This is a genomic window from Ramlibacter tataouinensis (genome assembly GCF_027941915.1).
GTDB lineage: Bacteria > Pseudomonadota > Gammaproteobacteria > Burkholderiales > Burkholderiaceae_C > Ramlibacter > Ramlibacter tataouinensis_C.
Map to the genome: position 1 here is coordinate 2367800 of NZ_CP116009.1, position 13395 is coordinate 2381194.

Annotated in this window: 16 protein-coding genes; 7 read left to right on the top strand and 9 right to left on the bottom strand. The window is 67.8% G+C overall.

From position 1 onward, the window contains the following. Positions 1-4 precede the first annotated feature (4 nt). The 3 genes from clsB to PE066_RS11125 are packed head-to-tail and all read left to right on the top strand — an operon-like array spanning position 5 to position 3746. Entirely contained in the window at positions 5-1252 is a 1248-nt protein-coding gene (gene clsB / locus PE066_RS11115) for a cardiolipin synthase ClsB (RefSeq protein WP_271232607.1), read from the top strand. Continuing rightward, the gene (locus PE066_RS11120; protein WP_271232608.1) at positions 1249-2448 is read left to right on the top strand and encodes a lysylphosphatidylglycerol synthase domain-containing protein; all 1200 of its coding nucleotides are present in this window, start codon (positions 1249-1251) and stop codon (positions 2446-2448) included. The genes clsB and PE066_RS11120 overlap by 4 nt, the downstream gene beginning before the upstream one ends. After that, the gene (locus tag PE066_RS11125; protein ID WP_271232609.1) at positions 2445-3746 is read left to right on the top strand and encodes a UdgX family uracil-DNA binding protein; all 1302 of its coding nucleotides are present in this window, start codon (positions 2445-2447) and stop codon (positions 3744-3746) included. Before PE066_RS11120 ends, PE066_RS11125 begins: the two co-directional genes overlap by 4 nt. Positions 3747-3788: 42 nt before the next feature. Here PE066_RS11125 and PE066_RS11130 read toward each other — a convergent pair whose 3' ends face one another. After that, positions 3789-4247, bottom strand: coding sequence for a hypothetical protein (locus tag PE066_RS11130; protein WP_271232610.1), 459 nt, complete (start codon positions 4245-4247; stop codon positions 3789-3791). Positions 4248-4425: 178 nt separating this feature from the next. Between PE066_RS11130 and PE066_RS11135 the strand changes: the two genes are divergently transcribed. After that, positions 4426-4893, top strand: a complete 468-nt coding sequence (locus PE066_RS11135; RefSeq protein WP_271232611.1) for an SRPBCC family protein — start codon at positions 4426-4428, stop codon at positions 4891-4893. A 106-nt stretch (positions 4894-4999) separates the two neighbouring features. On the opposite strand, the gene PE066_RS11140 is transcribed toward PE066_RS11135, so the two are convergent. From PE066_RS11140 to PE066_RS11170, 7 genes are all read right to left on the bottom strand, one after another. Then, positions 5000-5338 (bottom strand): hypothetical protein, encoded by a 339-nt coding sequence (locus PE066_RS11140; protein ID WP_271236649.1) that lies wholly within the window; start codon positions 5336-5338, stop codon positions 5000-5002. Positions 5339-5421: 83 nt separating this feature from the next. Then, on the bottom strand, positions 5422-5997 hold the full coding sequence (locus tag PE066_RS11145; RefSeq protein ID WP_271232612.1) for an NnrU family protein: 576 nt from the start codon (positions 5995-5997) through the stop codon (positions 5422-5424). A gap of 77 nt (positions 5998-6074) precedes the next feature. Beyond that, positions 6075-7289: an arabinose transporter gene (locus PE066_RS11150; RefSeq protein ID WP_271232613.1), complete on the bottom strand. Its 1215-nt coding sequence runs from the start codon at positions 7287-7289 to the stop codon at positions 6075-6077. Between the two features lie 288 nt (positions 7290-7577). After that, positions 7578-8093, bottom strand: coding sequence for a DUF6527 family protein (locus PE066_RS11155; protein ID WP_271232614.1), 516 nt, complete (start codon positions 8091-8093; stop codon positions 7578-7580). Positions 8094-8298: 205 nt separating this feature from the next. Then, positions 8299-9651, bottom strand: coding sequence for a HesA/MoeB/ThiF family protein (locus PE066_RS11160; RefSeq protein WP_271232615.1), 1353 nt, complete (start codon positions 9649-9651; stop codon positions 8299-8301). After that, the gene (locus PE066_RS11165) at positions 9648-10031 is read right to left on the bottom strand and encodes an E2/UBC family protein (RefSeq protein WP_271232616.1); all 384 of its coding nucleotides are present in this window, start codon (positions 10029-10031) and stop codon (positions 9648-9650) included. Before PE066_RS11165 ends, PE066_RS11160 begins: the two co-directional genes overlap by 4 nt. A 5-nt stretch (positions 10032-10036) precedes the next feature. Continuing rightward, positions 10037-10294: a hypothetical protein gene (locus tag PE066_RS11170; protein WP_271232617.1), complete on the bottom strand. Its 258-nt coding sequence runs from the start codon at positions 10292-10294 to the stop codon at positions 10037-10039. Between the two features lie 319 nt (positions 10295-10613). Between PE066_RS11170 and PE066_RS11175 the strand changes: the two genes are divergently transcribed. The 3 genes from PE066_RS11175 to PE066_RS11185 are packed head-to-tail and all read left to right on the top strand — an operon-like array spanning position 10614 to position 12387. Continuing rightward, a complete protein-coding gene (locus PE066_RS11175) occupies positions 10614-11186 on the top strand; it encodes a hypothetical protein (RefSeq protein ID WP_271232618.1) in 573 nt (190 codons plus the stop codon). Then, positions 11183-11587, top strand: a complete 405-nt coding sequence (locus tag PE066_RS11180) for a hypothetical protein (RefSeq protein ID WP_271232619.1) — start codon at positions 11183-11185, stop codon at positions 11585-11587. The genes PE066_RS11175 and PE066_RS11180 overlap by 4 nt, the downstream gene beginning before the upstream one ends. A 5-nt stretch (positions 11588-11592) precedes the next feature. Next, positions 11593-12387, top strand: coding sequence for an ImmA/IrrE family metallo-endopeptidase (locus PE066_RS11185; protein ID WP_271236560.1), 795 nt, complete (start codon positions 11593-11595; stop codon positions 12385-12387). A 47-nt stretch (positions 12388-12434) separates the two neighbouring features. On the opposite strand, the gene PE066_RS11190 is transcribed toward PE066_RS11185, so the two are convergent. Next, positions 12435-13067, bottom strand: a complete 633-nt coding sequence (locus PE066_RS11190; protein WP_271232620.1) for a hypothetical protein — start codon at positions 13065-13067, stop codon at positions 12435-12437. Positions 13068-13395: the final 328 nt, after the last annotated feature.

Genomic DNA, 13395 nt, shown 5'->3' on the forward strand with positions numbered 1-13395 from the left:
GGCCATGCAGCGCTGGCACGACGGCAACCATTTCACCCTGCTCGAAAACGGCGAGCAGTTCTTCCCGCGCGTGTTCGCCTGCATCGCCAACGCGCGCACCGAGGTCGTGCTGGAGACCTTCATCCTGTTCGAGGACAAGGTCGGGCTGCAACTGCACGAGGCGCTGGTCGCCGCCGCCCGGCGCGGCGTGCAGGTCGACGCCACCATCGACGGCTGGGGCTCGCCCGACCTGTCCGAGCGCTTCATCGCGAGCTTGTGCGAAGCCGGCGTGCGGCTGCACGTGTTCGACCCCGGGCCGCGCCCGTTCGGGCTGCGCCCCAACCTGCTGCGCCGGCTGCACCGCAAGATCGTGGTGGTCGACGGCGAGGTCGCCTTCATCGGCGGGATCAACTACTCGGCCGACCACCTGGGTGATTTCGGCCCGCAGGCCAAGCAGGACTATTCGGTCGAGGTGCGCGGCCCGCTGGTCGGCGAGATCCACCGCTTCGCCCACGCGGCGCTGGCCGCCGGCTCGCGCCACACCCCGCACCGCCGCTGGTGGCGCTGGCGCCGGCAGGCGCGCTTTGCGCCCGGACAACTGGCGCATGCGGGCAGCGCCCGCGCCATGCTGGTGACGCGCGACAACGGCCGGCACACCACCGACATCGAGCGCCAGTACCGCATCGCCATCCGCGCCGCGCGCGAGCGGGTGGTGATCGCCAATGCCTACTTCTTCCCCGGCTACCGGCTGATCCGCGACCTGCGCCGGGCGGCCCGGCGCGGCGTGGACGTGCGCCTCATCCTGCAAGGCACGCCGGACATGGCCATCGTCAAGGTCGGCGCCAGCGCGCTCTACAACCACCTGCTCAAGGCCGGGGTGCGCATCTTCGAATACTGCGAGCGGCCGCTGCACGGCAAGGTGGCGCTGGTCGATGACGAGTGGGTCACCGTCGGCTCCAGCAACCTCGATCCGCTGAGCCTGCAGCTCAACCTGGAAGCCAACGTCGTGATCCGCGACCGCGACTTCAACGCGCTGTTGTACGAGCGGCTCGACGCCCTGGTGCGCGACAGTTGCCGCCAGGTGCAGCCCGAGTCGGTGCAGGCGGCCGGCGGCCTGCGCCAGCTGCTGCGCAGTTTCATTGCCTTCCACCTGGTGCGCATCTACCCGACGGTCAGCGCCTGGCTGCCGCGGCACCGGCCGCGGCTGATGCCGGCCATGGCCCGGCCGCTGGCGCCGGCCGGCGCTCCGCCGATCGGACAGGAGCGGCGATGAACCCGCGGCCGGCCCGCCCGGGCGATGTCGCATCGGCGCACGGCCACGCGCCCGGCCATGGCGCGCACGGCACCCATGCCCCGCACGCGCACAGCCACGGCGCACACGGCCACGTGCATGGTCCGCAGGCCGGGCACGGCCCGCACCCCGGCCCGCCGCATCCGGCCCACGCGCGCACGCACCGCGCCAACGGGCCGCCCCACCGCGAGCGCGTCCGCATGACCCAGCGCGCCTGGTGGCCCTGGGCGCGGCGCACGGCATCGGTGCTGTTCTTCGCGCTGGTCGGCTGGCTGCTGTGGCGCTATGCCGGCAACATCGCCTGGGGCGAGGTGCTGCAGTCGCTGCGCGATTTGCCGCGCGCGGCGCTGCTGGCCGCCGTCGGGCTGGCCGCCGCCAGCCACCTGCTGTATGCCTGCTTCGACCTGATCGGGCGGCGCTACACGCGCCACACGCTCAAGACCGGCATCGTGATGGCGGTCACCTTCGTCAGCTACACCTTCAACCTGTGCATCGGCTCGCTGGTGGGCGGCGTCGGCTTCCGCTACCGCCTGTACTCGCGGCTGGGGCTGAAGACCGGGGTGATCACGCGCATCGTGTCGATGAGCATGCTGACCAACTGGCTGGGCTACAAGCTGCTGGCCGGCTTCCTGTTCGTGGTGCACCCGCTGGCGCTGCCACCCGAATGGCACTTGGGCAACTACGGCCTGCAGTGGGTCGGCTCCGCGCTGATGGCGATCTCGCTGGGCTATCTGCTGGCCTGCTGGAAGATGGGCGACCACGTCTGGCACTGGCGCGGCCACGAGCTGTACCTGCCGCCGTGGCGGATGGCGGTGCTGCAGATGGCCATCTCGTGCATCAACTGGAGCCTGATGGCCGGCGTGATCTGGGTGCTGCTGCTGCGCCAGCTGCCCTACACCGATGTACTCACCGTGCTGCTGGTGGGCGCCATTGCCGGCGTGGTGCTGCACGTGCCGGCCGGGCTGGGCGTGTTCGAGGCGGTGTTCCTTGCGCTGCTGGGCCACCGGATCGGCGCCGGGCCGCTGCTGGCCGCCCTGCTGGGCTATCGCGCGGTCTATTACATCGGGCCGCTGGCGATCGCTGCCGTGATGTACCTGGGGATGGAAGCGCGCGCCCGCCGGCTCAAGCGCAAGGCCCACGTCGGCCGGCCGGCGCTGCGCCGGGAGGAGTCCGCATGAGCATGCCGCGGCTGTCCGGCGAGACCGACCTGGCCGGCTTTCGGACCCAGGCGCGCGACCTGCTCGCCCACCAGGTGCCGCCGGAGGAGGTGCAGTGGGAAACCGTGCACGCGCTCAGCGACGACCTCGATGCGCAGCCCGTCGACGTCGAAGCCGGCGACCGCCCGCGCGACCTGCCGCGGGCCGCCGCCGCCATCGTGCCGGCCTCGTTCCTGCGGCTGTGCGAGGTGGTGGTGCTGCACCACGACCCGCAGCGCTTCGCCCTGCTGTACCGCCTGCTGTGGCGCCTGGTGCACGAGCCGGCGCTGCGCACCGATCCGCTCGATGCCGACATGCTGCAGGCCCAGCAGATGGCGCAATCGGTGCGGCGCGAGATGCACAAGATGAAGGCGCTGCTGCGCTTCCACCCGGTGTTCGACGAGGAGCACGCGGGCGAGCTGCTGCACCTGGCCTGGTTCGAACCCACCCACCACATCGTGGAGGCGCTGGCGCCCTGGTTCGCGCGGCGCCATGCGGCGCTGCGCTGGGCCATCCTGACCCCGCAGCGCTCGGTGCGCTGGGATCGCGAGCGGCTGCTGCTCGGCCCGGGGGCGCGCCGCCAGGACGATCCCGGCCCGCGCGGCAGCGACGAACGCTGGCTGGCGGCCTACCACCGCGTCTTCCGGCGCGGCAGGCTGGCGGGCGCCGTGGCGGGCGCCGGCGCCGGCGACGCCGGCATCGCATCGCTGGAGGAGCTCAAGGCCGCCACCATGCGCTGCCGCGAGTGCCCGATCGGCGAGCACGCCACCCAGTCGGTGATCGGCGAAGGACGGCTGCAGGCACCGCTGATGCTGGTGGGCGAGCAGCCCGGCAACCAGGAAGACCTGCAGGGCCACCCGTTCGTCGGCCCGGCCGGACGCCTGCTCGACAGCGCGCTGGACGCGATCGGCATCCCGCGCGAGATCGTGTTCGTCTCCAATGCCGTCAAGCATTTCAAGTTCGAGCTGCGCGGCAAGCGCCGCATCCACAAGAGCCCGAACCAGCGCGAAGTGTCGGCCTGCCTGCACTGGCTGGAAGACGAGATCGCGCTGGTGCGGCCGCGCGCGCTGGTGGCGCTGGGTGCCACCGCCGCGCGCGCCCTGCTCGGCCGCGCCGTCTCGGTGACGGCCGAGCGCGGCAAGTGGCTGCCGCGCTCCGACGGCCTGAAGGTGCTGGTGACGCTGCACCCGTCGGCCCTGCTGCGGCTGATGCCGCAGGACCGGGAAGAGGGGTTCAAGGCCTTCGTGGCCGATCTGCGCAAGGCGAAGGCGGCGCTGTGACGGCCCGGCTGCCCGCCTCTTCGCTCGATGGCCAGGAGTGGGCTATTCCCGCGAACGCTCCTCGCCGCTGCGTGGCGCGCGCTTGACCTTGTCGCGCGTGCGCTGCTGCTTGCGGATGCCGCTTTCGTCGCCGTCGCGGGGCGCCACATCGACGCTGCCGCGGTCGCGCCGCGGTTCGACCTCGTCCAGTTGCGCCGGCTGCGGCTGGTCCGGGCTGCGCGGCCGATCCAGCCCGCGGTCGCGCGGCACGGTCGGGCCCGTGTCGTGGCCGGGCCCTGGCCGCGGCAAGCGCAGGTCCTCGGTGCTCTGCACGCCCAGGCCGCCCTGCGGCGGTCCCGACATCGCGCCCAGGCCGCCCTGGGCGCCGGCCATCGCCGGGCGGCCTTCGAAACCGGCTGCCGAGCCGGCCTTCTGTCCGTGGGCGTCGGACAAGGTGAGCAAGGCCACGGCCAGCACAGCCGCGACGGCGGCCCAGTGCCATGGCGTGTGGTGCATCTTCATGGCGATCTCCTGGCGGGACACTGCCGCCAGTGTCCGCAACCGGCGCCACGACGACGAGGCGCCGGCAGCCACAGAATGCGTAGGACCCGGCTGTCTGCCGGGCCATAGGCCCAGCCCTACAAGGGCACGCGGCCCGCGCCGGCTGACGCGACCACGGCCGTGGCCGATAAACCCGGCCATGGCGACCTCCACCATCGTGCGCGTGCAGCGCGCCTTCGACTGCACGGCCGAGACGATCTACGACGCCTGGCTGGACCCGCGCATCGCGCGGCAGTTCTGGTTCGCCACCCCGCCCACCGGCGAGGTGGTCCGCTGCGACATCGAACCCGGCGTCAACGGTCGCTTCACCATCGTCGACCGGCGACCGCTGGAGTCCGATCCGACGCACACCGTCGACATCGAGCACAGCGGGCGCTTCCTGCAACTGGACCGGCCGCGCCGCATCGCCTTCAGCTTCGGGCTGCCGCAGTTCCAGGCGCACGAGACGGCGGTGATCGTCGACATCGAGCCGCAGGGCGACGGCTGCCTGCTCACGCTGCGCCACGACACCGGGCCCGCCGACGAGGAAACGCTCGACATGCTCGAGCGCGCCGAGGAGGGCTGGAGCACCGTCCTGGCCAACCTGGAGCGGGCGCTGAAGGGCTGACTCGGCGGACGGGGCGAGCCGGCCGCTTGGCGCTCCCCTTCTTCGTCATCCCCGCGAGAGCAGGGATCCCAGGTTTCCCGCCAGTTGCGCCGGCGCGCCCGAACCCTCAGCTCTTGCCCGACGGCCGCGGCGTGCGCTCGCCACTGGCCGGCGAGCCCTGGCGCACTTGCGGCTTGTTGCCGCTGCCGACCTGCATCTCCTGGTCGTGCCGGCTGTGCGGCGTGCGCCGGCCTTCGTTGCGCTGGGTGGGCGCCTGCTCGCCCATCTTGTTGTGGTCGTTGGCGGACTTGCCGCTGTGGGGCGCCTGCCGGTCCTGCTCGGACACCGACTGCACGCTGTGCCGGCGCGCCTGCTCCTCGACTGCCGCGGCGCTGCCGACCATGCCGGACTCGGGGTGCTTGTCGCGGCTTTGCTCCTTGCGAAGGAAGTCCTGCTTCTTGCTCATCGCTTGTCCTCCATCGGCGCGCGAGCGCGCGCGGGTGACCAGCATTCTGGAACTGCCGACCCGAAGCGGGTGTCGGACTGTGCCTAGAACGGCCGCACGCCGATCAACCAGGCATGGCCCCAGAACGCGAAGGCGCCGTAGGCCAGCAGGCCGACCGCCACGGTGGCGGCGGTACCGGCCGCCGTGCCGGGCGCGTAGTGAACGTTGTCGGTCCGATCGCGCCGGCGCGCCGCGCGGAAATTCAGCACCGCCCACAGCAGGAACGCGCCGAACAGCACCACGTCGGCCAGCGTGCCGTTGGCCAGCAGGTGGGCGAAGGCCCAGGTCTTGACGCCCAGCACCATCGGGTGGTGCAGCCGCGCCTTGATCGCGTTGCGCGGCACATAGGCAGCCACCAGCAGCACGAACGAGAACAGCATCAGCAGCGCCGCCACGTGGTTCATCGCGCGCGGCGGCATCCACAGCAGCACCGGCTGCTGGCGCGCCAGCCCGTAGCCCCACACGATCAACACGAAACCGACCAGCGAGACGACGGAGTAGAGGCCCTTGTACGGCATCTCGCCCATGCCGGCGATCCAGCGCCGGCGCGCGCCCTCGGCGAAGACGCGGGTCGAATGCACGCCCAGGAACAGTAGCAGTCCCAATACCAGCACGGCCATGAATCACCTCCTCGGTTCGAAGTTGCGGCGATTGTGCGTTACGCACCGTGGTTGGCGTATGTCCGCTTCCGGCCGCGTCAGCGCCGCTGCATCCAGATCGCCAACACCACCGATGCCAGCGCACCGATTGCGCCGGCCAGGTAGACCGAATCCACCCCGGCCTGCAGCGCCAGCAAGCCGCCCAGTGGCCCGGCCAGCCCCATCGACAGATCCTGGAACGCCACGTAGCCGCCCATGGCCGCGCCGCGGCTCTCCGGCGGCGCGCGGCGCACGGCCTCGACGCCGAAGCCCTGGAAGGCCAGCGCATAACCGGCGCCGGTAAGCGCTGCGCCGAGGCAGGCGAGCCACTCGATGGTCGCCCACCAGATCAGGAACTGGCCGGCCGCCTCCACCGCCACGCACACGGCCGCCACCCGGGCCCCACCGAGCAGGTCCGGCAGGTGGCCCACCAGCAAGCGCGCGACGATGAAGCCGCCGCCCAGCCAGGTGAACGCCAATGCGGCGCTGCCCCAACCGCGCTCCACCCACAGCAGCGCGACGAAGGCGTTGATTGCGGCATAGCCGAAGGACGACAGCGTCAGCGCCAGCCCGGGCAGCTTGACCAGGCCGACCACCTTGTAGAACGCCGGCCGTTCGACCGGCGCCGGCCGCTCGCCGTGGATGCCCGCCACGATCGCCAGCGTCAGCAGCGGAACCAGGATCGTCGCCCACGCGATGCCGGCATAACCAAAGCGCGCATACACCCAACCGCCCGCCGGCGCGCCGGCCGCGTACGCGCCGAACAGCGCCATGCCGATCCAGCCGATCACCTTGCCCGAATGGGCCGGCCCCAGCCGCGCGATGCCCCAGCTCAGGGCCGCGGTGATGATGAACGGCTCCGCGATGCCGGTGAGCACCCGCGCCGCCACCAGCAGCAGGTACGAGAGCGTCGGCCGATCAACGAAAGCGAGCGAAGCGAAGTACACCGCGCCGACGCCGCACACCCCGAGCAGCCCGGTCGGCACCGCCACCTTGGGGCCGCGGCCGTCGCTCACCTCCCCGGCCCACAAGCGGCCGACGAGGATGGAGGCTACGTACTGCGCGCCCATCACTACGCCGACGAAGAAGGTGCCTAAGCCGAGGTTGTCGTGGACGTGGCGTGGCAGCACCGGGAAAGCCATCCCCATCGCGAAGAAGCCGACGAAGACTGCCAGCATTAGCGGCAGGAGGGGGAGGAAGGCGGACCAGAGTGACGCTGGAGCGTGCTGGGCCGTGAGGTGGGTCGTGGTCACGGGGCGAATGGTGCCATCCATTACCACGTGGGTGGCGCGCCGAAGGCACACGCGCGTTCATGCCTCGCAATCAAGGGGCTGGCAATGCAATGCTTGCCAATAGGGAACTGACTACTTGGACGTTCACGCCGGGGAGCCGCCAACGCCGCGCACTTTATTGGGACATTGCGGAGCCGTGAAGCTCGAGCCACGGAGCCAGTGTGATGCAAGGACGTTTATGTCAATTGCGTAATCGGCCGCGAGGGCGGTCCGCGCGTGGAAGCTGCGCGATCGATGCTGCCGTCACCTGCAGCCCGAGCTCCACGTGACTCACGTCCGTTCGCGCCGGAACCACCCCTGCCGATCACCGCCGCCTTCGACAACTACGCCGCGTATCTGAAGTCGCCGGCATGCAGAGAGTGCCGCCCACGGGACCTCGTTGAGTTCCTGCGCGACATCCGAATACGGGCGCAGCGTGTCACTTAAAGCCTGCAAGACGCGGGCTTCAAACACCACGCCCACGGACAGCAATTCGTCCCCCCAGTCGCACCAATAGATGCGCGACCGCCAGACGATGAAGTGGCTGCGGCAGCCAGTGTTGCGCCACACGGATGGATAGAGGCTGAGAGCCTGTTCCTCCAGATATACGCGCCACGCCGGTCCACTGCGGCGATCCAAATTTATGGTGAGCACTTCGCCACAGCCATCGGGGCAGACCATGGTCAAGGATCGATCGACTCCGCGGTGAACCACCACGGCCTGGCCGGGCGCATCTAGGTGATCGTCGGCCTCGTGCCGGTGTTCCACCATTCCGCGGAAGTCCAGGGTCCGGGCGCGGCGCTTCATGTGGCCTCCTGATTTCGGCACTCCATCTGCTGAACCCCTTCGAGAAGCGGCGGTAGAGGATTCGTCGCTAGGCCGCGGCCGTGGAGGAAGTGCATCGCATCATGCTCCGTAACATTGGAGCCCATTTCGCACGGGGGCCGTGTTCAGCGTGCTCCTAGTGGTTAGCTCGGCTGGGGGGCGGCCTAGCCCGAGCACCTTGCCGTGTTCAACCATGGCCGGGCCCCATGCGAACGGGAAGCCCCCAGGCATCGCCGCGGGCGAGCGCCCCCTCACCCGAACAGACGATGCAGCCAGGGCGGGGCGCCAGCAACTGCGGCCGGATGGCGCTGCGGACGCCGTCGTAATGCAGCAGACGGGCATCTCCAGGGTACCCCGTCAGCGCGGATAGGAACATCGCCACCGCCGCAGATGTGACGACGCCGTTGAGCGGCATCACGGCGGGCTGCGGAATGGATGCATTCTCGAAGTACGGGTCGGCGCGCCGCTGGGCGGCACTCATCAACTCCCAGCGGACTTGCTGGCCGTCTAGGCCGTCGGCGCAGACGAGGCAGCCCAGCCCTGGCGAAAGCATCTGGACGCGACCGGTGACCGAAGCAATGCGGCCTTCCCGCACGTGAATGGCCACGCCCATGTCGATGGCTGGAATCAGGTACTGGTACGCGATCTGGTTGATGACCGCCCGGCTGGCCATGGAGTCGGTGCAACCGAAAATGAAGTCCGCCCCGAGGAGCCGCGCCGCAACCGTGACGTCCACCACGTCGCTGGCCACGACCTCGCATTGCATCTGGGGGTTGATCGCCAGAACCGCCCGTTGGGCGACGGCCACCTTCGGCAAGCCCACGTCGGCCGGGGTCGTACCCAGCAGTCGGTTCAGGTTGCTGGTGTCCACGGTGTCGTGGTCGATCAGCAGCAAGTGGCCGATGCCTAGATGGGCTAGTTCATGCGCGATGAAGGAGCCGGTGCCGCCGGCGCCCACAATGGCAACGCGGACGTCGCGAAGACGCGCTTGACCCGCCTGGCCAAAAGCCCGCACCTGCCGGTCGTAGCGCAAGTCGCTGTGCGCAATCGACGGTTGCACACCGTAGATGTGCACGGTCGGCCCGACGCCCATTGGGATTACGGATGGGCCGCAGCCCAGCTCGCGCAAGTGCAAGTTGGAGTGGGTTACCACCCCGGCAAAGTGGGCTTGCTCGCGGAGCCGGCCGCCGAAATAGTCCGCCAAGGGCATTTCGCCGGCGTCGTCGACCGGAGAGAAGCCGTCCAGCCCGTTAGCGCCAGGGTGGGTGTGCAGCAGTGCAATCCCGGCGCCCGCCGCGCGAGCGCGATTGGACACAGCGAGGATGAACTCCGATGTAAGCGACACACGCTCGGGCGTGCGTCGCTGGTAGGCCTCATGCGGCACCGGCTCCAGCGCTTGCACAACGTAACGGCGCTGCCCGAATAGCCCGCTTGGCGACGCCGGCTGCACGAAGCCGACCGCGCAACTTTCGTCCGCATGGCTGGCCGCAAGTTCGTGCATCCGGGCGAGGGCATCCAGCGGAAACGCAATCTTGGTCATACCGGTCGCGCCAATCGCTGGCGGATCACCGTCAACCAAGTTAGGAGATCGTCGCGAGCTGCGTTCCAGACCTGCAGATGCCAGGAAAACCAGAGTGCCGCTTGGCCGGGCAGGTGCGGGATTGGCGTCGTGAGCGCGGCGTTCTGGGGCAGCGCGCCGGAGCTCAATCGCAGGTCGGGATCTGCCCAGAAGCAGTCAGGCTGAGCGAACGGGTACCCTTGGGGTGTGATCAGGTGCACGGCCGTGGAGGGCTTGTTCCAGCCTGTCGGCAGCGCCACCGTTGGAATGGAGATCAGCTGGCTGCCGTCGGGTAACGACCGCAGCTGCAGTTCTGGCTCGCGCGCACGCAGGCGCTCGACGTGGAGGTCAGTGGGGCCCATGGCGATCAGCCGAAGTTGGCCGGCGGCACCAGCGTGAAGCGGCGCGGACCACCGTGGCGTTCGTCCAGGGACACCTCTTCGTCGTCGGCGATGATCCGGTCCGGCTCGTTTCCGTGGCCCTCCAAGGACAGCTTGCTGCCCGGTGCCACGTCCGGCACGTAGGCCTTGATCTGCGCGCCCGTCAGCTGGACCTGGCCGGTTTCGTACTTTTGACTGCCCACAAAGAACTTGTAGCTTTCGGGCTTTTTGGTGGTCTCGTTCACGTGCAACCCCTTATGCGGTGGGTGGTGGCAGCGGGCTGTTCCCGCCACCTACTTTCCATTGCTCCAGACCAGGCCCGACTGCGACATTCACCAGCGAATAACGCCGAGTGACGGCACCCGACGGCACCTCCTCCTTTGCGGTGCTCCGGCGCCGACGCATTGCGGACAACGTCCCGCGAAACGCTCGCCTTCGGCGAATGAGCGAAGGCCACTTGCGTCGGCAGCCGTCATGCTGGACAGTAGGAAGCGCAAGAACTTCTTGTGCCGATGTCCGAGTTCCGGTCGCGAGGGAGCAGTAGGGGTGACGGAGAAGATGCTGATGAACGCGCACAGCCAGTGGACGCCCGAGGAATTCCAGAGTTGGCTCGCTGCCAACATGTCGAGGCCTGTCGAGCACAAGCGCTGGGTGATGCTGGCGTCGCGCTTTCTGAAGGGGCTGCAGGTGGATCCTCAGGCGCTGCTCGCGGAGGCAATTGATCGCACCCTGAGGGGTGTCCGGAAGTTCAACCGCGAACACCCGATCGAGGCCAACCTCTACGGCACGATGCGCAGCATCGCTTCCAGCTGGCACAAGGCGCGAAAACGCAAACCCGAGATTGGTCTGGAAGATCTCATCAGCTCAGACGAAAACGAGCTGGATCCGCTGGAGGTGCTGGTGGCGCCGGAGGGTGCCCAGCCCAGTCCGGAAGAAGAACTGGCCTTCAAACAAGAATTGGATGGAATATTGACGTTGTTCGAGGATCGCGAGGACGCGCAGATGGTAATCCTGGGCCGAGCCGAGGGCCTGAAGGGCGCAGCGTTGGCGGAGTTCGCCGGCGTGGACCAGCCCAAGCTCGCTTCGGTGCAGCGGTTGATCAGCCGGCGTCTTGTAGGCTACAGGAGAGAAGCATGACCAATCCGAGCGCAAGAAGGCAGCTCTCCAACGTTTGGCAGGCGGCCGTAGAAGACCTTATGGCAATGTCTGAGAGTGAGATTGACGCGGAGCTGCGGGAGATGGGCATGGAGCCGGAGGCCGCGGCACAGAAGGGCAAGCTGGCCGTCGAGCAAGGTGTGGAGAAAGCGCGGGCGCGTAAGCGCACTCAGCTGCGCGAACAGATGGAAGCCGCACGCAAGAAGCCTAAGGTTCTGCGCGATCCTTCGGTCACTGCCGCGCAGGCCAGGAAGCAGATTGCGCAGCTACAGGCGGCCAACGACGCGATGTTGACCATGGCGGCTCGTAATCGTGATCCCCAGGACTTCAGCGACCAGGAGGCCCTTGACCTGTTCTGGAAGATCGAGGAACTCAAGTCTTGAATGTCATGCGACGCCCCGAAGAGCTCTTGGCCAATTGCTTCGTCGATCATCCGGACGACATCGACCTGGAGGTGATTGCGTTCCATGAAGGGCTGGAAGTGCGCGACGAGCACCTCGTAGGCTGCGAAGCGAGCTTAGTGGGGTATGGAAAAAAGGGCATCATCACCATCGCGCCCGGCGTGTCACCCGAGCGGCGGCGGTTTTCGATCGCGCACGAGGTCGGGCACTGGGAACAGCATCGCGGTCAGAGCTTTTCGTGCCGCATTGATGAACGGGCCCTGGATAAGGCGGCCAAGAGTATGGAGAGGGAAGCAGACGACTACGCCTCGTCCCTCATGATGCCGACGGGTCTTTTTAAGGAGGCGATCGCCACCAGCAAGGGCGCCGTTTCGCTCGCACTGCTCAATGGTCTGGGTACTACCTTCAAGGCCAGCTTCCCGGCTGCGGCGATCCGCTTCGTCGAGCTGTCCGGCGAGCCGGTGGTGTTGATCTTCAACGGAGTCGGCAACAGCCGTTGGTGGTCGGCTCGTTCGAAGCGAGTGCCGGAGCATCTTTGGCTGCGGCGCGAAATCGAATCGGACAGCTTCGCCAGTGACTTGCGTACGGCGACTCTGGCCACCAAGCGTCAGGGAAAGATGCCTGCGGAGGTGTGGATCAACGGCATCGCCGAAGATCGGTTCGAGTTGCAGGAGCACTCCGTGCGGCTGCACGAAGGGGTCTACACCTTGCTACATTTGACGGACGAATCCTTGCTCGAGGAGCGCCTCTCAGCCAAGCGTGCCTGGAAGATGCGCGATTGAACATGCCGAGTGGCGGCCGACCTCCAGTACGCACCTACGATCAGCTATCAAGCGGCCACCACGACGCCGGATACGGCGATGCACAGGCACGCGAGTTCCGACAGCGAAATTCCCTGCTCCTTCGCCAAGAGAACGGCCTTTAGGTATCTTTTCCGCGGGAGTCGCAGTGACCACTGCTTCGTGTTGTCCGACTGAAACTCCGCATACGAGGCACGGAAGTCCTTCAGCACGGCCGCAGACGCCTCATCCCATAGCCGCTTTTCGAACAGCTCGAGACCTCGCTCAAACATGTCTCTGGCCACCACCGAGGTTTGTTGATCAAGCTCTCCTGCATGTTCAACCAAGAACGCGCGAAGGTACTCAGTGGAGGTGACCCCTATGGTGCTGTTCGGCTCCTTCGTTCGCACCGGTGCAGGTTGCGTGACTTCGTTGACCTGGTCCGCCAAGCGCTTCACACTGGCTGCCGGACGGGAAGACGCGAGTACCCCATCGACTAGGTGCTCAACGTCCTGCTTCAGCCTCAGTTGATGCTTGGGCTGCGAGAGCGCTCGTTGGGCAGTCCCCTTCATCGGGATGACGATGGTGACGGTCAAAGAACGCTTGTCCGCATCGACGGCCACGTTCGATGATGGCCTGATCGCGCCGCCGTGCTTAGGCGCCGCCTTCTCCAGTGATTTCATGATCCTCGTACCCCTGTTCTCAAGGCCATAATGGTCAAGATGAGTCAGGTTCAGCTGACTGTATCGCCGTATCAAAAACATATCAACGTCAGGGGACGAACGCTGTAGGTGGAAACGCTGCCCGGACTAGGCCTTTGCGTAAGACGCTACGTGGGGCACCTGCTTAGCACGAGGGGCCCATCTTGGGCCGGCCAGGCGCTTTCGCAACCGGCGGACTTATCGCGCGACGAGGGTGATGCGTTCTTGGTCGCCCTGCGGGAGGCAGGCCTGTCCGGCGAGGTAGTTCGGGAGAGGGCTCGCCGCCATGCTTTTCTGCACCTTTCTGGTG